Source organism: Mycobacterium lentiflavum (assembly GCF_022374895.2).
GTDB lineage: Bacteria > Actinomycetota > Actinomycetes > Mycobacteriales > Mycobacteriaceae > Mycobacterium > Mycobacterium lentiflavum.
The window spans coordinates 1005417-1031320 of sequence record NZ_CP092423.2 but is presented as its reverse complement, the minus strand read 5'-3'; the positions used below and the strand labels follow the sequence as shown (position 1 = coordinate 1031320).

At 66.1% G+C, this 25904-nt stretch carries 28 protein-coding genes; 11 read left to right on the top strand and 17 right to left on the bottom strand.

Going from position 1 to position 25904, the window contains the following annotated elements; translation table 11 throughout:
- The first annotated feature begins 21 nt into the window (after window positions 1-21).
- Genes MJO58_RS05085 through MJO58_RS05070 form a run of 4 tightly spaced genes read left to right on the top strand, consistent with a single transcriptional unit; the run spans window position 22 to window position 4033 of the window.
- The gene (locus tag MJO58_RS05085; protein ID WP_239722179.1) at window positions 22-1542 is read left to right on the top strand and encodes a CoA-acylating methylmalonate-semialdehyde dehydrogenase; all 1521 of its coding nucleotides are present in this window, start codon (window positions 22-24) and stop codon (window positions 1540-1542) included.
- Between the two features lie 4 nt (window positions 1543-1546).
- Window positions 1547-2716, top strand: a complete 1170-nt coding sequence (locus tag MJO58_RS05080; RefSeq protein ID WP_090600505.1) for an acyl-CoA dehydrogenase family protein — start codon at window positions 1547-1549, stop codon at window positions 2714-2716.
- A gap of 10 nt (window positions 2717-2726) precedes the next feature.
- Window positions 2727-3614 (top strand): 3-hydroxyisobutyrate dehydrogenase, encoded by an 888-nt coding sequence (gene mmsB / locus MJO58_RS05075; protein ID WP_090600503.1) that lies wholly within the window; start codon window positions 2727-2729, stop codon window positions 3612-3614.
- 50 nt (window positions 3615-3664) lie between these two features.
- A complete protein-coding gene (locus tag MJO58_RS05070; protein ID WP_239722178.1) occupies window positions 3665-4033 on the top strand; it encodes a SpoIIAA family protein in 369 nt (122 codons plus the stop codon).
- Here the strand turns inward: MJO58_RS05070 and MJO58_RS05065 are convergent.
- The 10 genes from MJO58_RS05065 to secY all read right to left on the bottom strand — a co-directional run bounded on the left by MJO58_RS05065 (window position 4030) and on the right by secY (window position 13186).
- Entirely contained in the window at window positions 4030-4530 is a 501-nt protein-coding gene (locus MJO58_RS05065) for a MarR family winged helix-turn-helix transcriptional regulator (RefSeq protein WP_090600501.1), read from the bottom strand. The two genes, MJO58_RS05070 and MJO58_RS05065, sit on opposite strands and share 4 nt — an antisense overlap.
- A gap of 47 nt (window positions 4531-4577) precedes the next feature.
- Window positions 4578-5618 carry a pyridoxal phosphate-dependent aminotransferase gene (locus MJO58_RS05060; RefSeq protein WP_239722177.1) on the bottom strand — a complete coding sequence of 347 codons (1041 nt, stop codon included), beginning with the start codon at window positions 5616-5618 and terminating at the stop codon, window positions 4578-4580.
- On the bottom strand, window positions 5618-6637 hold the full coding sequence (locus MJO58_RS05055) for a 3-oxoacyl-ACP synthase III family protein (protein ID WP_239722176.1): 1020 nt from the start codon (window positions 6635-6637) through the stop codon (window positions 5618-5620). Before MJO58_RS05055 ends, MJO58_RS05060 begins: the two co-directional genes overlap by 1 nt.
- A 7-nt stretch (window positions 6638-6644) precedes the next feature.
- On the bottom strand, window positions 6645-7292 hold the full coding sequence (locus MJO58_RS05050; protein WP_239722175.1) for a DUF8713 domain-containing protein: 648 nt from the start codon (window positions 7290-7292) through the stop codon (window positions 6645-6647).
- Window positions 7273-9015 carry a thiamine pyrophosphate-binding protein gene (locus tag MJO58_RS05045; protein ID WP_239722174.1) on the bottom strand — a complete coding sequence of 581 codons (1743 nt, stop codon included), beginning with the start codon at window positions 9013-9015 and terminating at the stop codon, window positions 7273-7275. The genes MJO58_RS05050 and MJO58_RS05045 overlap by 20 nt, the downstream gene beginning before the upstream one ends.
- Window positions 9016-9089: 74 nt before the next feature.
- Window positions 9090-9860: a zf-HC2 domain-containing protein gene (locus tag MJO58_RS05040; protein ID WP_090600492.1), complete on the bottom strand. Its 771-nt coding sequence runs from the start codon at window positions 9858-9860 to the stop codon at window positions 9090-9092.
- A gap of 70 nt (window positions 9861-9930) precedes the next feature.
- Window positions 9931-10464, bottom strand: a complete 534-nt coding sequence (locus tag MJO58_RS05035; RefSeq protein WP_239722173.1) for a sigma-70 family RNA polymerase sigma factor — start codon at window positions 10462-10464, stop codon at window positions 9931-9933.
- Window positions 10465-10515: 51 nt separating this feature from the next.
- Window positions 10516-11316, bottom strand: a complete 801-nt coding sequence (gene map / locus MJO58_RS05030) for a type I methionyl aminopeptidase (protein ID WP_090600489.1) — start codon at window positions 11314-11316, stop codon at window positions 10516-10518.
- Window positions 11317-11318: 2 nt separating this feature from the next.
- Window positions 11319-11864 carry an adenylate kinase gene (locus tag MJO58_RS05025; RefSeq protein WP_090600488.1) on the bottom strand — a complete coding sequence of 182 codons (546 nt, stop codon included), beginning with the start codon at window positions 11862-11864 and terminating at the stop codon, window positions 11319-11321.
- A complete protein-coding gene (gene secY, locus MJO58_RS05020) occupies window positions 11861-13186 on the bottom strand; it encodes a preprotein translocase subunit SecY (protein WP_239722172.1) in 1326 nt (441 codons plus the stop codon). The genes MJO58_RS05025 and secY overlap by 4 nt, the downstream gene beginning before the upstream one ends.
- Window positions 13187-13442: 256 nt before the next feature.
- Here secY and MJO58_RS05015 point away from each other — a divergent pair, with 256 nt between their 5' ends.
- Complete coding sequence (locus MJO58_RS05015) at window positions 13443-14354, top strand: class I SAM-dependent methyltransferase (RefSeq protein ID WP_239722171.1); 912 nt, start codon at window positions 13443-13445, stop codon at window positions 14352-14354.
- A gap of 10 nt (window positions 14355-14364) precedes the next feature.
- Complete coding sequence (locus MJO58_RS05010) at window positions 14365-15282, top strand: class I SAM-dependent methyltransferase (protein WP_090600484.1); 918 nt, start codon at window positions 14365-14367, stop codon at window positions 15280-15282.
- Window positions 15283-15319: 37 nt separating this feature from the next.
- On the opposite strand, the gene MJO58_RS05005 is transcribed toward MJO58_RS05010, so the two are convergent.
- Entirely contained in the window at window positions 15320-15985 is a 666-nt protein-coding gene (locus MJO58_RS05005; RefSeq protein WP_090600483.1) for a GNAT family N-acetyltransferase, read from the bottom strand.
- A gap of 34 nt (window positions 15986-16019) precedes the next feature.
- Window positions 16020-17393, bottom strand: a complete 1374-nt coding sequence (locus tag MJO58_RS05000; RefSeq protein WP_239722170.1) for a xylulokinase — start codon at window positions 17391-17393, stop codon at window positions 16020-16022.
- Window positions 17394-17423: 30 nt separating this feature from the next.
- Here MJO58_RS05000 and MJO58_RS04995 point away from each other — a divergent pair, with 30 nt between their 5' ends.
- Genes MJO58_RS04995 through MJO58_RS04985 form a run of 3 tightly spaced genes read left to right on the top strand, consistent with a single transcriptional unit; the run spans window position 17424 to window position 19998 of the window.
- A complete protein-coding gene (locus MJO58_RS04995) occupies window positions 17424-18413 on the top strand; it encodes an NAD(P)-dependent oxidoreductase (protein WP_239722169.1) in 990 nt (329 codons plus the stop codon).
- Window positions 18410-19066 carry an L-fuculose-phosphate aldolase gene (locus tag MJO58_RS04990; RefSeq protein ID WP_090600478.1) on the top strand — a complete coding sequence of 219 codons (657 nt, stop codon included), beginning with the start codon at window positions 18410-18412 and terminating at the stop codon, window positions 19064-19066. The genes MJO58_RS04995 and MJO58_RS04990 overlap by 4 nt, the downstream gene beginning before the upstream one ends.
- Window positions 19063-19998 (top strand): MBL fold metallo-hydrolase, encoded by a 936-nt coding sequence (locus MJO58_RS04985; RefSeq protein WP_239722168.1) that lies wholly within the window; start codon window positions 19063-19065, stop codon window positions 19996-19998. The genes MJO58_RS04990 and MJO58_RS04985 overlap by 4 nt, the downstream gene beginning before the upstream one ends.
- Here MJO58_RS04985 and MJO58_RS04980 read toward each other — a convergent pair.
- From MJO58_RS04980 to MJO58_RS04965, 4 genes are all read right to left on the bottom strand, one after another.
- Window positions 19985-21211 carry a cytochrome P450 gene (locus tag MJO58_RS04980; RefSeq protein ID WP_239722167.1) on the bottom strand — a complete coding sequence of 409 codons (1227 nt, stop codon included), beginning with the start codon at window positions 21209-21211 and terminating at the stop codon, window positions 19985-19987. The two genes, MJO58_RS04985 and MJO58_RS04980, sit on opposite strands and share 14 nt — an antisense overlap.
- Window positions 21208-21774: a TetR/AcrR family transcriptional regulator gene (locus MJO58_RS04975; protein WP_239722166.1), complete on the bottom strand. Its 567-nt coding sequence runs from the start codon at window positions 21772-21774 to the stop codon at window positions 21208-21210. The genes MJO58_RS04980 and MJO58_RS04975 overlap by 4 nt, the downstream gene beginning before the upstream one ends.
- Before the next feature lie 116 nt (window positions 21775-21890).
- Window positions 21891-22469, bottom strand: a complete 579-nt coding sequence (locus MJO58_RS04970; RefSeq protein WP_259608744.1) for a TetR/AcrR family transcriptional regulator C-terminal domain-containing protein — start codon at window positions 22467-22469, stop codon at window positions 21891-21893.
- Window positions 22470-22488: 19 nt separating this feature from the next.
- Window positions 22489-23220, bottom strand: a complete 732-nt coding sequence (locus MJO58_RS04965) for a maleylpyruvate isomerase family mycothiol-dependent enzyme (RefSeq protein ID WP_239722164.1) — start codon at window positions 23218-23220, stop codon at window positions 22489-22491.
- Window positions 23221-23288: 68 nt separating this feature from the next.
- Between MJO58_RS04965 and MJO58_RS04960 the strand changes: the two genes are divergently transcribed.
- Window positions 23289-24323, top strand: coding sequence for an NAD(P)H-dependent amine dehydrogenase family protein (locus MJO58_RS04960; RefSeq protein WP_239722163.1), 1035 nt, complete (start codon window positions 23289-23291; stop codon window positions 24321-24323).
- Here the strand turns inward: MJO58_RS04960 and MJO58_RS04955 are convergent.
- Window positions 24320-25171, bottom strand: coding sequence for a helix-turn-helix transcriptional regulator (locus MJO58_RS04955; protein ID WP_090600460.1), 852 nt, complete (start codon window positions 25169-25171; stop codon window positions 24320-24322). The two genes, MJO58_RS04960 and MJO58_RS04955, sit on opposite strands and share 4 nt — an antisense overlap.
- Before the next feature lie 75 nt (window positions 25172-25246).
- On the opposite strand from MJO58_RS04955, the gene MJO58_RS04950 reads away from it, so the two are divergent.
- Window positions 25247-25903: a class I SAM-dependent methyltransferase gene (locus MJO58_RS04950; RefSeq protein WP_434086305.1), complete on the top strand. Its 657-nt coding sequence runs from the start codon at window positions 25247-25249 to the stop codon at window positions 25901-25903.
- Window position 25904 lies beyond the last annotated feature (1 nt).

The window sequence follows — 25904 nt, the reverse complement described above, 5'->3', positions numbered from 1 at the left end:
AACAAGACCCAAGGGCACCCCATGACCACACAGATCCCGCACTTCATCGACGGGAAGCGCGTCGCCGGCCAATCCACTCGCACGGCCGATGTCTTCAATCCCAGCACCGGCGAGGTGCAGGCAAAAGTCCCGATGGCGTCGGCGGCCGACGTCGATACTGCGGTCGCCTCGGCGGTCGAGGCTCAAAGGGGCTGGGCCGCAACGAACCCGCAGCGCCGCGCCCGGGTGATGATGAAGTTCATCGAGCTGGTCAACAGCAACATGGACGAGCTGGCCGAGTTGCTGTCGCTCGAGCACGGCAAGACGGTGCCCGACGCACGCGGTGACATTCAGCGCGGCATCGAGGTGATCGAATTCGCCATCGGCATCCCGCATCTGCTCAAAGGCGAGTACAGCGAGGGCGCCGGCCCGGGCATCGACGTCTACTCGCTGCGCCAGCCCCTGGGCGTGGTCGCGGGCATCACCCCGTTCAACTTCCCTGCGATGATTCCGCTGTGGAAGGCCGGGCCCGCCCTCGCGTGTGGAAACGCGTTCGTGCTCAAGCCAAGTGAGCGTGACCCCTCGGTGCCGGTGCGCCTGGCCGAGTTGTTCCTCGAGGCCGGCCTGCCGCCCGGTGTGTTCCAGGTCGTGCACGGCGACAAGGAAGCCGTCGACGCGATCCTGGCCCACCCCGACATCAAGGCCGTCGGATTCGTCGGCAGCTCCGACATCGCGCACTACATCTATTCGACGGCCGCGGCCAACGACAAGCGCTCGCAGTGCTTCGGCGGTGCCAAGAACCACATGATCGTGATGCCCGACGCCGACCTCGACCAGGCCGTCGACGCGCTGATCGGCGCCGGATACGGCAGCGCCGGCGAGCGCTGCATGGCGATCAGCGTCGCGGTGCCCGTCGGCGAGCAGACCGCGGATCGGTTGCGCGCCAGGCTGGTTGAGCGGATCAATCAGCTGCGGGTCGGGCACAGCCTGGACCCCAAGGCCGACTACGGCCCGCTGGTCACCGAGGCTGCCGTCGCCCGGGTGCGCAACTACATCGACCAGGGCGTGCAAGCCGGTGCCGAGATCGTGATCGACGGCCGCGAGCGGCGCAGCGACGACCTCACCTTCGGTGACGCCAACCTCGAAGGCGGCTTCTTCATCGGGCCGACCCTGTTCGACCATGTCACCACCGACATGTCGATCTACACCGACGAGATCTTCGGACCGGTGCTGTGCATCGTGCGAGCCCACGACTACGAGGAGGCCTTGCGCCTGCCGTCGGAGCACGAGTACGGCAACGGTGTCGCGGTCTTCACCCGCGACGGGGACGCCGCGCGCGATTTCGTGGCTCGCGTCGAGGTGGGCATGGTCGGTGTCAACGTGCCGATCCCGGTGCCGGTGGCCTATCACACCTTCGGCGGCTGGAAGCGCTCCGGCTTCGGCGACCTCAACCAACACGGCCCGGCATCGATTCAGTTCTACACCAAGGTGAAGACCGTGACGTCGCGCTGGCCATCCGGGATCAAGGATGGCGCCGAATTCGTCATCCCGACAATGGATTAGGTCCATGTTCGCCCTGAACGACGACGAACGGGTCATCGCCGAGACGGCAGCGGCATTCGCTGCCAAGCGGATTGCTCCGTATGCCCTGGAATGGGAAGCGGCGCAGCACTTCCCGACCGATGTCTTGCGGGAAGCCGCCGAGCTCGGCATGGCGGCGATCTACTGCCGCGAGGACGTCGGCGGCAGCGGGCTGCGCCGCCTCGACGGGGTGCGGATCTTCGAGCAGTTGGCCATCGCCGATCCCACCACCGCCGCGTTCCTGTCCATCCACAACATGTGCGCGTGGATGATCGACAGCTTCGGCACCGACGAGCAACGCAAGGAATGGATTCCGCGGCTGGCGCCGATGGACGTCATCGCCAGCTACTGCCTGACCGAACCTGGCGCCGGATCCGATGCCAGCGCGTTGAGCACCCGTGCGGTCGCCCACGGCGGCGACTATGTGCTCGACGGCGTCAAGCAGTTTATCTCCGGCGCCGGCGCTTCGGATGTCTACGTGGTGATGGCCCGCACCGGCGGCGAGGGGCCGCGCGGTATATCGGCCTTCATCATCGAAAAGGGCACGCCGGGACTTAGTTTCGGCGCGCTTGAGGAGAAGATGGGCTGGCACGCCCAGCCGACCGCACAGGTGATACTGGAGGGCGTGCGGATTCCCGCCGACGCGATGCTGGGCGGTGCCGAGGGCGAAGGCGCCGGCTTCGGCATCGCGATGAATGGCCTCAACGGCGGCCGGCTCAACATAGCGGCGTGCTCGCTCGGTGGCGCCCAGTCCGCCTTCGACAAGGCGGGGGCGTACGTGCGCGAGCGGCAGGCGTTCGGCTCCGCACTGCTCGACGAACCCACTATCCGTTTCACCCTGGCCGACATGGCCACCGGGCTGGAGACCTCGCGACTGATGTTGTGGCGGGCGGCAAGCGCGTTGGACGCCGGCGACCCCGACAAGGTCGAGCTGTGCGCGATGGCCAAACGCTACGTCACCGACACCTGCTTCGACGTCGCGGACAAGGCGCTGCAACTCCACGGCGGCTACGGCTACCTGCGCGAGTATGGTCTGGAAAAGATCGTCCGCGATCTTCGGGTGCACCGAATCCTCGAGGGGACCAACGAAATCATGCGGGTGGTCATCGGTCGCGCCGAGGCCGGCCGATTCAGGGCTTCTCAAGCCACCACGTAGAAAGGCAGCAATGACGGAGCATCTGACGGTGGCTTTCCTGGGGCTCGGCAACATGGGCGCGCCGATGGCGACCAACCTCGTTGCCGCCAACCACGCGGTGCGCGGATTCGACCCGGTCCCCGCGGCCCTGGCCGCGGCAACCTCGGCAGGAGTCACCGGTTTCGACAGCGCCACCGAAGCGGTGGTCGGCGCGGACGTCGTCATCACGATGCTGCCCAACGGCGAGTTGGTCAAACGCTGCTACGCCGAGGTGCTGCCGGCCGCGCGGGCCGGGGCGCTGTTCATCGACAGCTCCACGATCTCGGTCAATGACGCCCGCGAAGTGCATGCGCAGGCCAAAGAGCACGGCGTTGCGCAACTGGACGCCCCAGTCTCCGGCGGGGTGAAAGGCGCCGTCGCCGGAACGTTGGCGTTCATGGTCGGCGGCGAGGAAGACGCGGTGCAGCGAGCGCGTCGAGTGTTAGAACCTATGGCGGGCAAGATCATTCACTGCGGCGCCGCCGGGGCCGGGCAGGCGGCCAAGGTGTGCAACAACATGGTGCTGGCCGTGCAACAGATCGCGATCGGCGAGGCATTCGTCCTGGCCGAGCGGCTCGGACTGTCGGCGCAATCGCTGTTCGACGTGATCACCGGCGCGACCGGCAACTGCTGGGCCGTACACACCAATTGCCCTGTGCCGGGCCCGGTTCCGACTTCGCCGGCCAACAACGACTTCAAGCCCGGTTTCGCGACCGCGCTGATGAACAAGGACCTGGGACTGGCGATGGACGCGGTGTCATCGACGGGTTCGACCGCGCCGCTCGGCACGCACGCCGCCGAGATCTACGCTGCGTTTATCGCGTCCGACGCCTCGCACGGCGCCTTGGATTTCAGCGCGGTGATCCAGGCGCTGCGCTAGGCTGGGATCTGGCGGTCTCGCGCAATGCGGTTGTCAGAAAGGGGCATTCGATGATCGAATTGCTGGACGACATGCCGGCGGGGGTCACCGGCATCCGCGTATCGGGCCGGTTGAACGGTGACGATCTGCGCGACTTCAAGCCCGCCGTGGAAGAGCTCGTGGGCGGCGACGAGATCAGGATCGTCGAGGTCATCGCCCCCGACTACGAGGGCTTCGGCCCCGGTGGCTTGGTCGAAGACCTCAAGCTGGGCCTCGGCAGCCTGATCCAGCATCACTCGGCGTTCAAGCGAATCGCGGTCGTGTCCGACAAGGAGTGGGTCGCCCATACCCTGCACGCGCTGGCTTGGCTGGTCCCAGGCGAGCTGGCCGTGTTCGGGCTCGACGACCTCGAGCGCGCCAAACAGTGGGCCGCCGGCTAGAAGTCACCGGCATTGCGGCGCAACGTTTCGATCGAGGACACCAGCGCCTGCGATTCGGCGGTTTCCATGCCGATGTCGGCGAATACCTGCTCGTTGAGCGTGACGGTGGCGTCCTCGACCGTGGACCGGCCGAGCTCGGTGATCTGGACCAGCGTCGTGCGCCCATCCGTGGGGTGCGGCACCCGCTGAACCAGCCCGTCGGCCTCCAGCCGGCGGATCGCGTGGCTGACGCTGGTGACGTGGACCTGCAGTCGGTCGGACGCCTTGGTGATGGGCAGCGCCCCGGTCCGGCTGAACGCGAGCAACCGCAGCAACTCGTAGCGCGAGAAACTCAGGTCGTACGGCCGTAGCGCCGTCTCCACCCGTGCCAGCAGGATCTGATGCGCACGCATCACCGAGGTCACCGCGACCATGCCCTGCGACACATCGCCCCAGCCCGCACGTTCCCAGTTAGTGCGTGCGGCGGCGATCGGGTCGCGCTTCTTGTCGGGGGCCACGCCCTTTCTTACCGCACTTGCGGCAAAAGCGGGTCAACTGGCCCGATTCAGCGGGTCGGCTGTTCACCCACCGCGGCCAGCACCGCGAGCGTGGATTCGCGGCCGCCCACGGTAATCCGCGCGCCACCGTCGGGATAGCAGCGCACCCGCAACCCGCTGTCGGCGAACACCTCACTCCACGGCCGGCCCGTCTTCGACGGCAGGTACATGAAGTTCGCGTGCGCGTCGGTCGTGTATATCCCCAGCGCGGACAGCCGCATCCGCAGATACCGCCGCTCGGAGGTGATCATCCGGATCCGTTGCAGCAGTTCGTCTTCAGCGTTGTAGGACGCCGCGACCGCCGGCAGACTGGTCATCGCGATACCGAACGGCAGCTGGTGCGACCACATCGTCGCGGCCAGCTCGGGTGCGGCCACCCCATAGCCGATCCGCAGCCCGGCCAGCCCGTACGCTTTGGAAAACGTCCGCACCACCACCACATTGGGGAATCGACGCGCCAGCGCCGACACCTCGACCCGGTGTTCGGGTGCAGCGAATTCGATGTATGCCTCGTCGAGCAGCACGATGGTGTCGCGATGCACCCGGCGCAGGAAGCGGAACAGGTGCGACGTCGGCTCCAGCGTGCCGGTGGGGTTGTGCGGCCGGCACACGACCGCAATGCGGGCACTCGCGGCCGCGTCGGCCAGCCGGTCGAGATCGTTGTGGCCGCCCTTGTTCAGCGGCACCGTCACCGGGTTCAGCCGCGCCATCTGCGCGATGATCGGGTATCCGTCGAAGGTGGGCGCCGACATGACCATCGTGTCGCCCGGAACGGTCAGTGCCTGCAGGGTCTGCAGCACCACCCCCGTCGCGCCGGCGCCCAGCACCACCTGCTCCGAGCCGACCCCGATGCGATTCGCGATCAGGTCGCGCAACCGCTCGGGCAGGAACTCCGGATAGCGGTTGGCCGCGTCGATGGATTTGACCAGAACCGATCGCACCGCGGGCAGCGGTGGGAATGGATTCTCGTTGAGCGACAACGCCAATGGATCGATCGCGTGCGGACCCGAGTCGACCTCGGCGACCGCGGAGCTTACGAGTGGTTGCATCAGGCTCGACCGCCCCAGCGCACCGCCGCCGCGCCGGCGAAGTCACCGGCGTGGGCGAAGCCCGCCATCAGCACCACATCACCGGACTTGAGCTGGCCGTCGGATATTGCCCGATCCAGATTGATCGGGATCCCGGCGCCGAACAGGTTGCCGCACTCCTCAAAGGTGTCCCGGTGCCGTTCCGGCGGCAACTCGAGCGCGTCACGCCAGTTGCGCAGAAACGCCCTGTTCGGCTGATTGGTCACCATCAGGTCAATATCCTTGGTGGACAATCCGATTCGGTCACATACCGCGTAGGCCACCTCGGGAACCTGCCGGTTGCCGCGGGCCAGCACCTTGGTGATCTTGCTTTCGGTGAAGCCGATGCTGCCCTCGCCGGGGCCGGCCTGCCACCACTTGCGCGGCGGGTCGAAGGAAAGCGTCATCTCTCCCGCGTATTCGCCGAAGGTGCGGCACTCGACATCGAGAATCGGCGACTCGTCGCCCACCGTGACGAGTCCGACCGCGGCCCCGTCACCGGGCACGGCCGACTGCGCCTTGCGGCGAATCGTCGGCTGATCGAAGAACTGTCCGGCCGCGTTCTGCGCGATCGCGATCAGCGCGGTGTGCCCTTCGCCGGACGACAGCAGTTTGCGGGCCACGTTGAGCGCCAGTACAAACGCCGCACATCCGCCGTTGTTCAGATCGAGCACCCATGACGGCCGCAGGCCCAGCCGGTGCGCAATGCCGCCGCCTTGCCCGTAGAACGCCATGTCGGGGACCTGAGTATGGGTGATCAGCACGTCGGCGCCTTCGACCACGTCGTGGCCGTGACGCTCGACGAGTCCCTGCACCGCGCGTTCGATCATGTCGATCGAACTCTCGTCCGGCGCAACGTGATGGCGAAACTTGGGAGCACGGAACATGACGTTCTCCCGCAGCTCGTCAGATTCGGCGAACTGTGCGTAATAGTCGGCGGGTATCGGCTCGCCGGGCAGATAGGTGGAGACGTCGATCAGGCTGACGGTTTGGTTACCCATGATTCGCTCATCTCATCCATTCGGGGGTCACCGGCAGGCCATTGTGGTGGCGGTACTCGGCGATTGCCTTGAGGTTCTTCAATTCCAGTGAGTGGCCTGCGCCGAACATGTCCCAGAAGTCGCCGACCCACACCGGGCGCTGCGCCGGCGCGGTCTCCGGATACGGGTTGTGGTCGTAGAACGGATGGTGGCAATTGGTCCACAGCACAACCGAACCGGGCTTGTCGAGGACCACCTGCGCGTCGATAACGCGCATCAGGTAGATCATCCACAGATGCTTGCCCTGGTCCCACGCGCAGTGATAGTCGACGGTGCGAGCCTGCTCGTTGGCGATGGTGCGCGTGTAGATCTCGGTCTGCGAGCCGAGCCGGTCGTAGGCCAGCCACAGGCCGGGCTCGTCGGTGGGAGTGAAGCCGCGCAGGCTGTAAGTCCACTCTTCGAGGCTGCGCGTGTCGGACAGATACCCGAACAACTCATCGGGCGGGCAGTCGATGTAATCGTTTACGGTGCAGTATTCCCCGAAGACCTGATCGTGCGGGTACACCGACCGCATCATGTCCATGATGATCGGAGTCGCCTGCTCCCTAGGGCTGGTTTCGATGCGAGTAACCCCGTCGATGAGATCGGGGATATCTTCAAGCGCTGGCAGCGACATTGGTGCATTTCTCCTTAACGGTCGGAATCTCGTCAATAGCAATGGTTTCGGTCTTGGCCGCGGTGAGGAATGGGGCGAACGGCGGGATCTCGTCGGCGGCGCAATCGACGCTGACCACCGCGGGCCCGTCGATGCCGAGCGCCGTGCTCATCGCGGCGGCGAGTTCCCGGGCGTCGCCGACGTCGATCGACCTCAGCCCAGGGAACATGGCTGCCAGCCCGGCACCCAGCCGGCTGGGCCGAAATCGGTTGTAGCTGTAGAGATTGTCGTAGAACAACTGCTCGCGAGTCACGCACATCGCATGCGCGTTGTTGTTGAACAACACGAATGTCACCGGCAACCGGTATTGCACCGCGGTGTGAACTTCCATGCCGTGCATGAAAAACGCTCCATCGCCGGCGATTACCACGGTGCGCCCATGCGGCCGTCCGCTGTTGGCCCGTCCGAAAGCCATCCCGATACCGGCCCCGAAGCTGTAGCCCATGCCGCCCATTCCCAGTGCGACGGTGAATCTGCCGCCGCGCCGGGCCGGCAGGTAGTGCACCGCGGACGCACCGGTGTTGCCCGCGTCGACCACGATGTCGGTGCCGTTGGGCAGAACACCGTTGAGCACCGTCATCGCATCGCGGTAGCGCAGACCCTCGCCGACGCAGGACGGGGGTGTCAATTCGGAACGCGACACGACGTCGGGCACCCGCACGCCGGTCGGACGCCCACTCCCGGACAGGGCATGAGTCAGCATGCGCAGCGACGAACGCAGGTCGTCGGTATGCACGTGCGTGCACGGAACATAAGGCCGCGCAGAGCCGATCGAGACGGTCCGCACCGTCGCGAGCGCGTCGTCGAGACCAGCCCGGGCGGTGACGGAAAGGCGGGTGCCGATCACGACGCACACCGCGCTGGCGGCCACCGCCTCGACCACGCCCGGGTGGCCCATCACGCCGGTCACTCCCAGCGCGGATGAGGAGCCGAATCCCGGTGTACCGGAAGCATCTTTGGCGTCGGGCACGGTAGCGACCCGGGCCCGCAGCAATGCTCGCAGCTCTTCGAGCTCGGCCCGAGCGTTGTCGCGGGCCACCTGCTCACCGGCGATGATCGTGATCGGCCCGGTGGCGTCGCGCAGCACCGGAATGATCGGTTGCGGGTTTCCGATCGGCCGCGGGTCATTGCCGATGACGCCCGATCGATCGGCGTAGACGAACGCCTGCTGAATGTCCTTGGGCAGCAACAATACTGCCGGACCACCGGTGCGCGCCGCCGCGATGGCCCGGGACAACGCCGCAGTGATGTCGGCCGGCCGCAGCACCCGCTCACAGGACACCGACACCGCGGAGAAAACGGCCTCGGCGTTCAGGGATCCGTTGTTGCCGCTGGTGTCCTGGAAGCTGCCGCGGCCATCCATGGTCGTCGGGGCCTGCCCAACCAAAGCCAACACCGGGACTCGGCTCGTCAGCGACTCTCCAAGTCCCGCAACAAGATTCAGCGCAGCACCGCCCGAAGTAGCGGCCACCACACCGAGTCCGGCGCCGCTGCGGCTGTATCCGTCGGCCATCGTGGCGGCGGAGAATTCGTGCTTGGCCAGTACTGCAGTGACCTCGGAGCGGAAATGTGCCGCGTCGTAAAGGTCTTCGATGTTGGCGCCATCCACTCCGAAGATGTGGTCGACTCCGATTGACGCGAGGCATTCGACGATGTGGTCAACAACGCGGTGCTTCCGAGGCATCTGCTCACCTAAGTTCGATTGAGACGATGCCTAAGGCACGAGTCCGGTGAGCCGCCGGTTCACCCGAGGAGGTTTTACAGCGAACGCTGCAACAAAACCTGACCACTGTCGGCGGCGACCACCTGCACGGCGGCGATCTGCTCGATCGGCGTTGAGATGCTCGCGGCCGGCGTCGCGGTGTGACCCGGTTCGGCCACCCAGGTCGCCAGCCGGGTTTGACTGCCGTCGCGACCGACCACGACCATCGCCAACGTGTCGTGATGCGCATACGGCGGCGCCAAGCAGACGCACTTCAAGTTGATGGACGTCCCCCAGTGCTGACTGGAGATCTGGACCGTCGACGCCAGCAGGTTGGTGCCCACCTGCGCCATCTCCGCCGAAGCGGCGACCGGCTGCGGTGGGGTCGCCGACGGGGTATGACCCTGAACACCGACGAACACGCCGACAGCTAGTACCGCGGCCGCGGCGGACGAGGCCACCCAGGTGATCGCCCGCGTCCGGCTGCGGCGCCAGGCCACCTTCGCCAGCAACGACGGCAACAACTCGGGCGAGGGCTCCGGCGTCGCCGGCGGGATGTCGCCGGATTCCGCCATCGCGGCAACTTCTTCGCGATCGAGTTGCGAAAGCAGGGCCGGCACTCCACTGAGCTCGGCGACGGCATCCCGGCACGCCGAGCAGTGCGCCATGTGCCCTTCGAACTCACGGCGGTCAACGGACGACAACGACCCCAGTACGTATGCGGCATCCCACATCGCGTAGCGGTGATTGTCACCCATGATCAGTCCAAAGACCTCGTTGTCGCCGGGTGGGCCGACACCTCGCATCGGCGTCTTCATTTCATCCATCTCCTGTCACCCTTCAAGCATTCGGAGCCGATGACCACACGGATTGGTGCCCCGAGAAGGCATCGCGCTGTCATCGAGTAACTCCGAGTTCCTGCAGAGTGAGCCGCAAAGCCCGCATGGCATAGTGTAGTCGCGACTTCACGGTTCCCTCGGCAATGTCGAGGTCTCCAGCAATCTGCGCGGTAGTCCATCCGCGGTAGTACGAACGCTCGATAACGGCCCGGTGTTCCGCGGACAGCTGCGTCATCGCGTCGGCGATCAGCAGCCGGTCCAGCGCCGCGTTGACCTCGTCGGGCGTGGCCTGCTCGGGCGCTCCGTCGACATCGGTCGAACCGACCACGTTGCGATACCGTGCGCTGCGGCGATCGTCGATGATCATGTTGCGGGCGACGGTAAACAACCAGGCGCGCGCAGAGCGCTCGGTGTCGCTGACGACTTCCGGATGCTGCCATGCCCGTAGCAGCGTTTCCTGAACGACGTCCTCGGCGTGGGCGGCGTCGCCGGTCAGCCGCAGCGCATAGCGCCACAGGACCGCGGCGTGCTCGTCGTAGAGCGCCTTCATCAACGCGGCTTCGGCAGCGGCGGTACCAGCGCCACGAGCCACTCGATCACCTCCTGCCCATTGAAACGAGTGGAACAGGCGTTTAGTTCGAGTTCAGCTCAAGGTGAGAATGCGGGGCCCGTCTTGGGTGACCGCCACGGTGTGCTCCCAGTGCGCGGCGCGTGAGCCGTCGGTGGTGGTGACCGTCCAGTCGTCGTCGAGCACCCGCGTTTTACCTGTTCCTAGGGTCAACATCGGCTCGATCGCCAGCACCGAACCGGGGGCCAGCAGCGGGCCGCGGCCCGGTGATCCCTCGTTGGGCAGGAACGGGTCCATGTGCATCTGCCGGCCGATGCCGTGGCCGCCGTAACCCTCGACGATCCCGAACGCGCGGCGGTGGCGAACCTCGGCCGCCCGCGTTCCCATTTCGATGGCATGCGCGACATCGGTCAACCGGTTGCCCGGGACCATGGCCGCGATGCCGGCTTCCAGCGACTCCCGGGTCGCCGAACACAGCGCTTCGTCGTTGGGATCGAGTGCCCCGATCCCGAACGTGATCGCCGCGTCGCCGTGCCAGCCGTTCAGCACCGCGCCGCAGTCGATGGAGACCAGGTCACCGTGGGCGAGGATTTCCGCCGCGGAGGGGATGCCGTGCACCACCCGGTCGTTGACCGACGCGCAGATGGACGCCGGATAACCGTGATAGCCAAGGAAGGACGGCGTCGCGCCGGCGTCCCGGATCACCGACTCGGCGATTTCGTCCAGGCTCAGGGTGGATACTCCGGCAACCGCGGCCGCGTGCACTGCTTGCAGGGCGTTGGCCACCACCGCGCCCGCCGCGGCCATCGCGTCCAGTTCGCCGGCGCTGCGCTGCGGCACTACCTTGGTTCTGCGCAGCCGCGCCAGCGCGCGCATCACTACTTGCCCAGCGCTCGCAGCGCGCGGGCGAATACCTCGTCCAACGATCCGATCGCGTCGATCGTCTTGAGTTCGTCGCGGTAGTACTCCAGCAGCGGCGCCGTCTCGTCGTTGTAGACCTTGAACCGGTTGATGATGACTTCCTCGGTGTCGTCGGCGCGGCCGCGGCCCTTGAGGCGCTGTAGCAACTCGTCTTCGGACACCCGAAACTCCAGCACCGCGTCGATGTCGGTGCCGCGGCGTTCGAGCATTTCGTGTAGCGCTTTGGCCTGCTCGATCGAGCGGGGATATCCGTCCAGGATGAAGCCGTTGACGGTGTCCGGGTCGTTCAACCGGTCGTCGACGAGTTGGTTGGTCAGCTCGGAGGGCACCAGATCGCCGGCATCCAGGTAGCGCTTGGCCTCCAGGCCCAGCTTGGTGCCCTGCCCGATGTTGCTGCGGAACAGATCTCCGGTGGAGATCTGCGGAATTCCGAGCTTTTCGCTGAGTTTCTCCGACTGTGTGCCCTTACCCGCCCCCGGTGGCCCCAGCAAAACGACTCTCACTTGAGGAACCCTTCGTAGTTGCGCTGCATCAGCTGACTCTCGATCTGTTTGACGGTATCCAACCCGACGCCAATCATGATCAGAACCGCCGTTCCGCCGAATGGCAGATTCTGCACCGCCCCGGCGTTCCCGATCTGCAGGAACAGGTTGGGCAACACCGCGATCGCACCGAGGTAGATCGAGCCCGGGAGCGTGATCCGGCTCAGCACGAAACGCAGATAGTCGGCGGTGGGCTTGCCCGGCCGGATGCCGGGGATGAAGCCGCCGAACTTCTTCATTTCGTCAGCGCGCTCGTCGGGATTGAAGGTGATCGACACATAGAAGTACGTGAAGAAGATGATGAGCCCGAAGTAGATGCCGATGTAGACCGGATCGCTCGGGTCCGACAGGTAAGTCCCGACGAACTTGTCCCACCAGCTGGTGCCGACGCCGCCGCTGCCGCTGCGAATCAACTGGGTGATCAGGTGCGGAATGTAGATCAGCGACGACGCGAAGATGACGGGGATAACACCGGCCTGGTTGACCTTGAGCGGCAGATACGTCGAGGTGCCGCCGTACATACGCCGGCCCACCATGCGCTTGGCGTACTGCACCGGGATCCGGCGCTGGCCCTGCTCGACGAAGACGACGCCGACGATGATCAGCAGCGCGGCCAGCAGCACGGCGGTGAAGATCATGCCGCCGCGGCTGTCCAGGATCGTCTTGCCCTCGGACGGAATGCGGGCGGCGATGCCGACGAAGATCAGCAGCGACATGCCGTTGCCGATGCCGCGTTCGGTGATCAGCTCACCCATCCACATCACCAGCGCCGCGCCACTCGTCATGACGAGCACGATGACGACCAGGGTGAAGATGCTCTGGTCGGCGATGATGTCCAGCGAGCAGCCCTGCAGCAGGCCGCCGTTGGCCGCCAGCGCCACGATGCTGGTGGCCTGCAGGATGGCCAGCGCGATCGCCAGGTAACGCGTGTACTGCGTCATCTTGGCCTGGCCGGACTGGCCCTCTTTACGTAATTCCTCGAACCGTGGAATGACCACGGTGAGCAGCTGCACGATGATGCTCGCGGTGATGTAGGGCATGACGCCGACCGCGAACACGGTGAGCTTGAGCAGCGCACCACCGGAGAACAGGTTGATCAGCGAATAGATCTGCCCGGCTTCGCCACCGCTGGCCTCTTTAATGCACTGCTGCACGTTCGGGAAGTTGACGCCGGGCGACGGCAAAGCGGCGCCGACGCGATACAGCACGACAATTCCGAGCGTGAAGAGGATCTTCCGTCTCAAGTCGACTGTTCGCAGCGACGAGATGAAAGCCGAAAGCACTTCTATCCTCCTGCGCGGCCGGGGGTCTTCCTGCGTTTACGCGCGCTCAACACCCGCAGGCCAGGACGTACGGCGTCACGCGTCAAATCGTGTACGAGACTAACAGCTGGTCGCGGCAGATCCTTAAAAGGGCATCGTGGAGCCGTACCAAAAGGGCTCAAAAAATTCAGGAAGCGGACAGCAACGAGGCGTAGAGTTTTGAGAGCTCGTTGCATTTGCTAAGTATCAAAACTGCTGCCGAGGAACGAGGAGCACGATGACACGCACTGACCAAGACAGTTGGGATTTGGCCTCGAGCGTCGGCGCCACGGCCACCATGGTCGCCGCGGCCCGCGCAGTGGCCAGCAACGAGGACAACCCGATCATCAACGATCCATTCGCCGGGCCGTTGGTACGGGCGGTCGGGCTGGACTTCTTCACCCGGGTAGTCGACGGCAAGCTGACCGCCGCCGAAACACCGGAGGGCGGCCTGGGCGACCTGCAGGTCGAGACCGACTCGATCGCGGTGCGCACCCGCTTCTTCGACGATTTCTTTCTCAACGCCGCTCGTGACGGCATCCGCCAGGCGGTCATCCTGGCCGCCGGACTCGACGCGCGCGCCTACCGGCTGTCCTGGCCGAGCGGCAGCGTCGTTTACGAAGTAGATCAGCCCCAGGTCGTCGAGTTCAAGACCACCACGATGTCCAGCCTGGGCGCGGTACCGTCCGCCGAGCGACGCACCGTCAGCATCGATCTTCGTGACGACTGGCCAACGGCGTTGCGCAGCAGCGGGTTTGACGTGACCCGGCCGACGTCGTGGAGCGCCGAGGGATTACTGATGTATCTACCCCCGGATGCCCAGGACCGGCTCTTCGACAACATCACCTCGCTGTCGGCGCCCGGGAGCATGCTGGCGACCGAGTTCCATCCGCCGTCGGAAACGACGATGTCCGAGCGTGCGCAGGAATTCAACCAGCGCTGGCTCAATCTCGGCTGCGATATCGACCTGTCGAAATTGTTCTTCGATGGCGATCGCAGCGACGTCATCGAGTACCTGAGCGGCCACGGCTGGCAGGTGAGCTCGCGGCCACGGCGCGAACTGTTCGCTGACTACGGGCGCGATTTCCACGACAGCGAGGCCCTGTCCCAACTGCGCAACATCGTCTCGGTGACCGCCACTCTCGGTTAGGAGCGCAGGCATGACGAGCACGGACAGCAAGCGATTCGACGGAGACAGCTGGGATTTGGCGTCGAGCGTGGGAGCCACCGCCACCGCGGTGGCCGCCCGCCGCGCGATGGCGTCCAAGGGCCCCAATCCGTTGATCGACGATCCCTTCGCCGAGCCGCTGGTCAACGCCGTCGGTGTCGACGCCTTCATCCGGATGATGAACGGCGAGGTCGAACTCGCCGAGGACGATCCCGCGTTCACGGCCCAGCGGCTCAGCGAAGGCATGGCGGTGCGAACCCGGTATTTCGACACCTTTCTTCTCGATGCCGCGGCAGCCGGCGTGCGCCAGGCGGTCATTCTGGCGTCCGGGCTGGACACCCGCGCCTACCGGTTGCCGTGGCCGGACGGAACCGTGCTCTACGAGATCGACCAGCCACAGGTGATCGAGTTCAAAACCCGCACCCTGGCCGACCTCGGTGCGGCCCCGACCACCGACCGCCGGACGGTGGCAGTGGACCTGCGCGACGACTGGCCGGCCGCGTTGCGCGGCAACGGATTCGACTCGACGCAGCCGACCGCCTGGATCGCCGAAGGCCTACTCGGGTACCTGCCGCCGGACGCCCAGGATCGCCTGTTCGACAACATCACCGCGCTGTCGGCGCCCGGCAGCCGGATCGGCACCGGCTATGTCCCCGACATGCGTGACCGCGTCGAAAAGCGGGGGCGCGAGATGAGCGAACGGTGGCGCCGGATGGGCCTGAACCTGAACTGGTCCGAACTGGTCTACACCGGCGAGCGCAACGACGTGGCTGCCTACCTCACCGAGCGGGGCTGGCAAACCACGGTGCGCAGCACTCCGGAGATGTACGCGCACAACGGTTTTGAATTTCCCACCGAACCGTCGGCCTTCGGCGACATCAGATACCTGTCCGCGACGCTGGGGGGCTGAGCGTGGCACGCACCGCTGTCCGCCAGTAGCCAAGCAGTTACTCCGGTTTGGCCGCCGGCGCCCGGACCACCAACGGCACAGCGGGAAAGCACCACGCCAGCTCCGAGCGTGACTTGCGCAGGGCGGCGGTGCCGTAACCGTGCTTGCGGTGCTCGGGGTGAATCCAGATCCGCACGTTCACCTCGCCGGCGAGCAGCTCGCCGAACACCATTCCGACCTTCTGGCCGGAATCGACCGCGACGAACCAGGCGGCCTCTTCGTCGTCGACACGCTTGAGGGCCGCCCGGATCTCGTCGTCGATGTTCCCCGCGGGGACACGAGAACCATCGCCGGCCTCGCCGATTTCCGCGGTGCGCGTTGCGAACAGGTCGCGGTCCTCGGTGGCGGAGAACGGCCGCAGCTCCAGGCTCTCCCCCGAGCTCGCCGGCCGCTCGCCCAGCGTGAAGCTCAGCTGCTTGTTCAAGTCTTCGAGTTCGGCGAGGATCTTGCGGCGCGAATCGATGGTGAGCTGCTCGAAGCACATGCCCATCACCGCTTCGGCGGCGACATGAGAGGTGTCGAGCAATTTGACGATTCCCTCGACCGCGACTGCCTTGTTTTCCGACTCCACCACGACGTCGGCTATTTCATGCCGGCGTTCAAGAGCTTTCAGAAGGGCGTCTGCGATCTCTCTACGGGCGGCTTTGCGGTCCTGGTCAGTCATTGCACCAGACTAGAACGCCGACCCGCGAATCGCGCTAGATCCTCGACTCTGATGGGCGCGACGGGCGGTCGCCCAGCTCCAGGAAACGCCGGTAGCGGTCCTGCACCGCCGTTGCCCAGGCGTGATCCGGCTCGACGATGCGCTCGGTGCGGACCCAGCGGGCCGCGTCGGCGATCGACGTTTCCAGCCCGGCCGCCATTCGGGCCAGGAAGGCCGCTCCCAGCGCCGCGCCCTCGGCCACCGCGGATACCTCCACCGGACGGCCGGTGGCGTCGGCGATGGCCTGCATCCATGGCTGCAGCCGGGTCCCGCCGCCGGAGGCCACGATGCGCGACACCGGCGCTCCGCTGAGCTCGATCAGCTGACGAACGACGAATCCCGACGCCTCGTAGGCGGCCCTGCGCAATGCGGCGGGGCCGTGGGTGAGATCGACGCCGTCGAGCACCGCCCGCCGGTCGGGGTCGTGGAACGGCGTGCGTTCGCCGCGAATGTAGGGCGACCACACCGGGATCCGGCGCGGATCGACCTGGTGGAAATCGTCAGCGGGGTCGCCGGGTCCGATGACGCGATCCACCCAGCCGAGAAAAAGCCCGCCCGCGTTGCTGGCGCCGCCGATCTGGCTCTTGGGCGCCTTGGTGTGCGGAATGGTCCACAGCCCCGGCACCTGGCGCGCCTCGGGAATGGTGACCCACACGATCAGGGTGGTGCCGCACATCACCAGCACCTCGCCCTCGCGATCGGCGCCGGCCACCATCTGCTCGCACAGCGCGTCGACGGCACCGGTGCCCAGCACGGTTCGGGTCCCCGGTAGCTGCCCGGCCGCGGCGCCGATCGTCTCCACCCGCGGCATCTGCACCGCCGCGGCTCCGCGTTCGGCGCAGGCGGCCTGGCTCCAGCCGGTGCCGTCGAACAGGGGGTACGAGGTGGCCGCGGTGGCGAAGTCGATCACCGCCTCGCCGGCCAGCGCGTGGTTGGCCACCGCCGGCGCCGGCCAGTACCCGGCCGCCCCCGGGGCTTCGGCGGCCGTCCAGCGCAGGAACTCGGCGGTTTCACCCAGCGCGGGAAGTGGCTGATCGCCGTCGACCCGGCCGCGCTCGTCGCCGTAGAGCAATCCCGGGGTCAGCGGCCGGCCCGCGGCATCGACGGCGGTCAGCGACGGAACCATCGCCGAAACGGCCACCGCACGCGGCTCGGGCCCGGGAGCCAACTGCCGCACCTGGTCGAGGGCGGCCAATGGACCGCGCCGCCACGCCTCGTCGGCGTCGTGCTCGAGCCGGTTGGGGGCGGGCACCCGAACGTGATGGGGAATGCGCACCCGCGCCGTCACGCGGCCGTCGGCGTCGGCGGCGACCGCTTTGACCGCCGTTGTCCCGATGTCGATGCCGATTGTGACGCCGTTACGTGACACGGGCGTCACCGTACGCCAGCATTGGCATTCGTGACATCAAGACCGCGTGCCCTGGTGACGGCCCCCCTGCGCGGTCCGGGGTTGGCCAAACTGCGCCGGCTGGCCGATGTGATCTATGACCCTTGGATAACTGAGCTCGAGGCGGCGCCGCTGCGGATCTACAGCCCCGAGCAGTTGGCCGAACGGATCACCGCCGAAGCCGCGGACGTCGTTGTGGTGGAGAGCGACTCGGTGCGCGGACCGGTGTTCGACGTGGGCCTGCGCGCGATCGCATCCACCCGCGGCGACCCCAACAACGTCGACATCGCCGGAGCCACCGCGGCAGGCATCCCGGTGCTGAATACGCCGGCCCGCAACGCCGATGCGGTCGCCGAGATCGCGGTGGCCCTGCTGCTGGCCGCCACCCGCCACGTGCTGACCGCCGACTCGGATGTACGCAGCGGCAACATGTTTCGCGACGGCAGCATTCCCTATCAGCGCTTCCGGGGGTGGGAGATCGCGGGGCGCACCGCGGGGCTGGTGGGCCTGGGCGCCGTCGGCCGGGCACTGCGATGGCGGTTGACGGGGCTGGGCATGCGGGTCATCGCGCACGACCCGTATCACGACGAAGCCCAGCACAGCCTCGACGAACTGCTGAGCGAGGCCGACGTCGTCTCGTTGCACGCACCGGTCACCGACGACACCACCGGGATGATCGGCGCCAAGGAATTCGCCGCGATGCGCGACGGCGTGGTCTTCCTCAACACCGCCCGAGCGCAACTGCACGACACCGACGCGCTCGTCGACGCGCTGCGCAGCGGCAAGGTGGCCGCGGCGGGACTGGACCATTTCGTGGGCGAGTTTCTGGCGACCGACCATCCGTTGGTCGGCATGCCCAATGTCGTGCTGACCCCCCACATCGGCGGGGCCACCTGGGACACTGAGGCACGGCAGGCGCAGATGGTCGCCGACGATCTGGAAGCGTTGCTATCCGGAAACACGCCCGCCCATATCGTCAACCCGGAGGTACTGGGGTCATGAAGTTCGTCGACAACCCGGAAACCGCGGTGCTGGACGCGGCCAAAGAGATGCTGCGTCGCGGACTCGTCGAGGGAACCGCCGGCAACATCTCGGCACGACGCTGCGACGGCAACATCGTGATCACCCCCTCCTCGGTCGACTACCGAGACATGCAGCTCGACGACTTGGTGCTCGTCGACGCGCAAGGCGCGGTGCAGCACGCCAAGGACGGCCGGGCGCCGTCGTCGGAAATGCAGCTGCACCTGGCGGCCTATCAGGCCTACGACGACATCGGCAGCGTCATTCACAGTCATCCCGTGTGGGCGACCATGTTCGCGATCGCCCACGAGCCGATCCCGGCCTGCATCGACGAATTCGCGGTCTACGTCGGCGGCGACGTACGGTGCGCCGACTATGCCGCATCCGGCACGCCCGACGTCGGGATCAACGCGGTCAAGGCGCTGGCAGACCGCGGCGCCGCGCTGATCGCCAACCACGGCCTGGTCGCGGTGGGGCCCCGCCCGGACAAGGTCCTGCATATTACCGCACTCGTCGAACGCACCGCTCAAATCGTCTGGGGTGCAAGGGCTCTCGGCGGTCCGGTGCCGATTCCCGAAGAGGTCAACCGCAACTTCGCCGGCGTTTACGGCTACCTGCGCGCCAATCCGCTATGAGCCAGGTGCAGCTGGGCCGTGCCTGTGTGACGCGCATCGTGGAATTTCAGTTCGATTTGGGGACAAAGTCTTTCGCACAAACCCCGCCGGAGGGCTGGCACGACAACGCCGACCTGCTGGTGCCGGATTTCTTCGACCCCGACACCGAGAAATGGCGCATCGCTGTGCAAAGCTGGGTCGTCGAGGTCGACGGGTTGACCGTCGTCGTGGACACCGGCGTCGGTAACGATCGTCAGCGCCCGCACATGCCGCCGTTGGATCGGCTGAACACCGGGTTCCTCACCGCGTGGGAGTCAGTCGGCATCGACCGCGGCGCCGTGGACGTGGTGATCAACACCCACATCCATTCCGACCATGTCGGATGGAATACGATGCTCGACGGTAGCTCCCATGACACTTGGGTGCCGACGTTCCCCAACGCCCGATACCTTGCGCCCGCAGCCGATTACCGCTACTTCGCACCTGACGGACCGATGGCGCGGCGATCGCCACGCACCGAGCAGGAGGCCACCGCGCAGCGTAGCGATCAGTTGGTGTTCGCCGACAGCGTGTTGCCGATTGACGCGGCCGGCCAGCTCGTCCAATGGTCCGACGACTATCTGATCAGCCCGTCATTGCGACTGCGCCCCGCTGCGGGACACACCCCCGGCTCCTCGGTGCTGTGGCTGGATGCGGGGGTACCCGCGGTGTTCGTCGGCGACATCACGCACAGCCCGCTACAGGTGCGCCGCCCCGCCGACCCCTGCGCCTTCGACGTGGATGCCACCGCCGCCGCGGCGACCCGGCACCGGATCTTCACCGAGGCGGCGGCTGGCGGCGCTACCGTGATCCCCGCGCACTACCCGGGTCACGGCGGCGCGTCGCTGCGCGCCGTCGGCGACCAATTCGAAGTCGACGAATGGCTGGACATCGAACCGCTCAGCCGAGGGTGACCGGCAACGAGTCGTAAACGGTCATGTTGTTGCAGAGGTCGGGCAGCGTCATCGTCGGCTCCCCGGTTTCGATCACATCGGCGTTCAATAAAATCTCGTCCAGCGCGGCCCTGATTTCGGCGCGGGCAAGCATCGCGCCCAGACAATGATGGGGACCGCCGCCGCCGAATGACTGATGGGGATTGGGATCACGGCGAACGTCGAATCGGTGCGGGTCCTCGAACACGTCCTCGTCACGATTGGCCGACCGCAACATCGTCACCACGCGCGCGCCCTCGGGGACAAGCGTGTCACCGAGGATCACATCCCGCGTTGCGCCGCGCACCCAGAACATGATGGGCGTGGAATACCGGAGCACTTCCTCGACGGCCGTGGCCCGCGCGTCGGGTTCGGATCGGTAGACGTCGATCTGATGCGGGTTGGCGACGAAGGCCCGGATCCCGTCGCACAATGCGTTGCGAGTGGTGTCGGCGCCGGCCAACCCGAGCACGAAGAAGAAGATCTCCAGTTCGTTGGAAGGCAGCAAGAAACTCTCGCCCGAGTCCGCGGTGATCTCAGTGGTGCACAGCGCACTCCAGATGTCGTCGACGGGATGTTCGCGCTTATTCGCCGTCAGCGTGCTCGCGTATTGAAACAACTCGGCGAAGGGCAACACGTCGTCGCCATCGGGCATGGCGAGCTGCGCTCCGGCGGTCTTCAATACCTGCTCGATCAGGCCGAACACGTGCGGTCGATCGGCCTCGGGGATCCCGACGATGTCACCGATCACCGAGATCGGCAGTCCCGCAGCCAGATCCACGAAATCACCCCCACCGGATTCGAGCAGGGCGCCGGCCATCCGTTTGGCCCGCTGGCGAATTCCGTCTTCCAGCTTCGCCACCGCGCGTGGGGTGAACGCGCGCGAGATAACCTTGCGGCGGATGGTGTGATCCGGCGGGTCCAAACTCACGATGGCCGGATAGGCGTCGAACAGCGGCACGTCCTGAATCAGCGGTCCACCGGTCGCCGTGAACGACTCATGGTCGCGGTGCACCCGGGCCACGTCGGCATGCTTTGTACACACCCAGAACTCGCGCCCCACAACAGATTTCACCTCAGCGGTTAGTTGCTGGTGAAACACCGGCGTGCGGGCCCGCAAAGCGGCGAACAGCTCGTCGGGAAATCGCGACGCCCAGATCCCCGGTTCGGCCAGGTCGATCGTGGTCTCGGTCATGATGCGGTCTCCCCTATCTCGTGGCGCAGACCGTGGAGAATCAGCCGCAACCCATATGCGAACACCCGCTCGCTCGGCCGGTCGGCCGCGGCATCGGTGTTTCGGATGTGAGCGAGCTGCACCGAACCCAGCAGGTGGATGTACAACGCGGCGTGCGCCGCTTCGAAATCGTCTGCCCGCAAACCGGATTCACGCAAGATGCGGCGCGAGGCGCGATCCATCTCCGTGGCGGCTGCGGTGTGCGGATACTCCTGGAGCAAGGCCGCGATACCCGGCACCTCAAGCAACACCTTCCACGCGTCGGTGTACAGCGCGATCAAACGCGCCTCCCAGTCGCCCTGCCGCGGCACCTGGATCTGAGCGAGCACCGATTCGATCAGCAGATCGAGTAGCTCGCGCTTGTCGCGGACGTGGTAGTAGACCGATGAGGCCGCCGTGCCCGCCTCGGCCGCGAGTTCGCGCATAGTGACCCGGTTGACGCCGACGCGCTTGGCCAGTCCCAGCAGGTGCTTCGTCAGGTGCGCCCGATCCAGCGCCCCATGGCGAAGCACCGGCGCATTCACCACGGTTTCCTCCGCTGTTTCACCTAATCGCGTTTCGAACAATGTTCTGATTAGAACAGCGTTCGAGTCGGGTGTCAACGCCGACTTCGGGTGTCCGTTCGATCGCAACCGGCCGGCTACCGCGACATCGATTCGATTCCCGCGATCAACACCTCGAGGCCCTGCTCGAAACGCTCGGCGGGGTCGACCCGCAATTGGGTCGGCAAGCCTTCGATCGCCTGCTCGAACGAAACCGAACCCAGCACGAACACCATCAGCAGCACCCGGGTGCCTTCACGACGTCCCTCGGGCACCCCGGCGTCGGCCAGCACGCGTTGCATGAGCAAATCGACTTGCAATGCCGCGCCCTCGGCCGGATAGGTCTGCAGGACGTCGGCGATGCCGTCGATGCGTAATAGTGCCGTTCGGGCGCTGCGGGCGAACACCTTCAGGCGTCGTTGCCAGGAGCCCCGGTCGGGCAGCGTCACCGCCGACAGCGTGGCTTCGGCAATCAGGTTCAGCAGCTCGCGCTTACCGTCCACGTGGTGGTACATCGCCGTGGTGGATAACCCGAGTTCGCCGGCCAGGGCTCGGACGGTCACGCTGCGGATACCGCCACGCTGCGCCACGCGCATGGCTGCGGCGACAATTGCTGCACGATCCAACTCCCCGTAATGGGGCACCTTCCGCGACGGTCGCGCTCCGGTTACGGCCATAGCCGCCCCGCTTCGGAGTTCAGATCGCCAAACATGTCCACCACTGCAGGATCGCGGCATCACCAACCACGACGACGTTGTCCCGACCTACCCGATTCCAGATCCAGAGCAACAGGTCCGAGGCCGATCCGGACAGCTGCGTACCCGAGAGGCCGGCCACCGCGCCGTCCGGTGGGGTCATCAGGGGGACATCAACGCAGACATCAATGTCGTTGGGACAAAGCCTGATTGAAGGCACAGGCGCTGCCGGTGCCGCCTGCACCAGCAACGGAAGGAATTCTTCGGTGAATTCGGCGATCCCGTCCAAGGCGAGGGCGGCGGCCAGTGGCTCGGGTTGTGCATGTGTGGCGTTGTCCGCGTCCCATCGGTGAATGGCCGCCTCCAGCGCAGCCTTGCGGCGCCACCACGTGCTGGCCTGCGGACCGGTCAGCGGTGTCCAGACCGACTCATCGGACGGGACCGAAGACAAAGCCGACCGAAGTCGGTCAACGCTCTCGCCGAACCAGTCCAGCAGCTGGCTTACCCCGTCAGGTGGCAGTGGCAGAATCCGCTGCTGCGCCTTTAGACCGCCGGTCACACAGGTGCTCACCCATCGATGCGCACCGCCGACGTGCCCGACAAGGTCGCGCAGTGTCCATTCCGGACAGGTCGGGACACCGACGTCGCCGGAGGCCGTTGCGGCGATCTCGATCAACCTGCTGCTCTCCAACTCGATCAATTCGAGGTAGTCGTCGGCCGGCACCGCATTCACGAGCTAATCTTTACAGCGTTAACTTTTTCTTGGCAATTGACACGCCAACTCGGCAGGCAAGGAACAACATGGACCGATACCGCGTGGTTCAGTGGTCGACCGGCAACATCGGCAAGCGCGCACTGGGTGCCCTGATCGACCGCGACGACTTCGAGGTGGTCGGCGTCCATGCGTTCGGGCCCGGCAAAGTGGGTTGTGACGCAGGAGTTCTCGCTGACCGCCCCCCGATCGGGGTAGCGGCCACCGATGATGTCGACGCGTTGATCGAGCTGGCACCGGATTGCGTCAACTACATGCCCCGCGTCATCGACTTCGAACTGGTGGACAGGCTGCTGCGTAGCGGCATCAACGTGGTGACCACCGGAGACTTCCTGACCGGTTCGCATCACCCGGTCGAGCGTGCCGCGCTGCGCGAGGCAGCGCTTCATGGCGGCGCGACCTTCCTGGGAACGGGTTTCGAGCCGGGGTTCATCAACGTCGTCGCGGGCTTCCTCACCGGCGCGTGCCGAAAAGTACACAGCGTCAAGCTTGTTGAGACGCTGGACTGCACCACCTATCCCGTGCAAGACGTGTGGAAGGTGCTCGGATTCGGCAAGCCACCGCGCGAACGGGTGAAGTCGATTGACCCGCAGGCCCAACGGTATGGCCTGGGTTACTTCGAGACGCTCGACATGGTCGCCACCATGCTGGGCGTGCAGCTCGACTCGACGGAAGGCTTCGTCGAGAACGCGGTTCTGACCCGAGACCTGCACCTGGGGTGGACGGACTACGCGGCCGGCACGACCGGCGGTCAACGCCGCAGTTACCGCGGTCACCGCAACGGTCGTCCGGTGATCGAGCTGGCGATTTGCTGGACCATGAGCAGTGACGCGCTGGATCCGCAATGGGAAGATCCCGAGGGTTTCAGCGTGGTGATCGACGGCGAGCCATACGTCGACGCGACAATCCGGTTCGGCCATCCGGGCCAGGATGCGATGACGGTGTTGATGGACAGCACCGCCGTCGCGGCGGTCAATGCCATTCCCTTCCTCTGCGATGCACACCCCGGCATCGTCACCCCAATTGATCTGCCGATCATGGGATCTCACGGCGCGATGGCCTAGCCAGAGCGGCGGCGCCAGTCCCGCGGTGGCATGTGGTGCACCCGGGTGAACTGCCGGCTGAAATATCCGGGATCGAAAACCCCCACCCGCCGGGCGATCTCGGCGACCGGGAGATCCGTTTCCTCCAGTAAGGTGCGCGCCTCGGCCATCCGGCGTTCGATGATCCACTCGCCCACGGTGCGTCCGGTGCGGCGGCGCACCACTGTCGTCAGATGCCCCGGCGTGATGCCGAGTTCGCCCGCCACGTCTCGCAGCGACAAAGCCTCGCCCTGACGGCGGTCGATCACCGCGAACACGTCGGCCAGCAGCGGCTCACCGCTGCGCTTGAGATCGGCCACCACGTCGCGGGCCAGCCGCGCGAGCTCGATCAGCAGTAGCGTCAGGTGCGCCAGGGCCGCCTGTCGATGACCCTCCTGCCGGTCAGTGAGTTCGGTCTCGATCGATCGGATCGCGTTGTCCCACATGGGTCTTCGGTCCTCGGGTATCTCCAGGCGCAATACCCCCCCGGAAAATCCGTGCAGGAACGGGAAGAGTAGCGGGTGCCCCCGCCAGGCCGGCCACGGCGAGCGCCCGTCCTCACCGAGAGCAGCCGGATCGAAGAAAACCGCGACACCGGCATCCAAATCTTCCAGCTGCCCCGGGTCGAGCACCTCACCGGCCGCGGCCACGTACACCAGGCCCGCCGCGGGGACGTACCACAGCGCCGGGAAGTCGTGAATGTGACGACCCCGCTCGTCGAGGTCGCCCATGTGGCGATGCAGCGATACCGGAGACGTGTCCGGATCGGTCCGATATTGGTAGATCGGGACACCACCACGGTGACCGACCAGCCGAGCTGCCTGCGTCATGATGGCAAAAAATAGTCCTATTTTTGGCGATGATCACCCAATTCTACGGTAAATCAGCGGTCCACTATGGATGTTGTGACAAAACATCATCCACATGACTACCTTCCCGCCACCGGTCACGATGCATTTCTGCCCGCGTACGACGTGATCGCCTGGCTGATGGGCCTCGACGGGGTCTATGAACGGCTAGTCGGCCAAGCGGATATCGCCGACGGTCAGCGAGTTCTGGAAATAGGTTGCGGCACCGGCAATCTCGCGATCCGCGCCAAGCGCGCCCGGCCTTCGGCGGACGTGATCGGTTGTGATCCGGACCCGCGAATCTTGGCGATCGCGAAGCGAAAGGCCACCCGATTGACCGGCATTCGGTTCGAACAGGGTTACGCCGAACGGCTTCCCTACGCCGACGGTGAATTCGACCGGGTCCTCTCGTCGATGATGCTGCATCACATCAACGACGATGCGAAACCGGCGGCGGCAGCGGAGATATTTCGGGTGTTGCGTCCCGGCGGGAGGCTGCACCTGGTCGACATCAGCGGCGACACGAACAGTGGCGGCCTGTTCGCACGGCTCATCCGGCATAACCATCACGCGGCCGGCAACCTCGGGGACGCGGTGCCCAGACTGCTGCGCACGGCGGGATTCGACTGCACCGAGCTCGCCACCAAGCGGCAACGGATCGTCGGCCAACTCACCTTCTATCAGGCCACCCGGCCCGCTGAGGCGCAAGATTGAC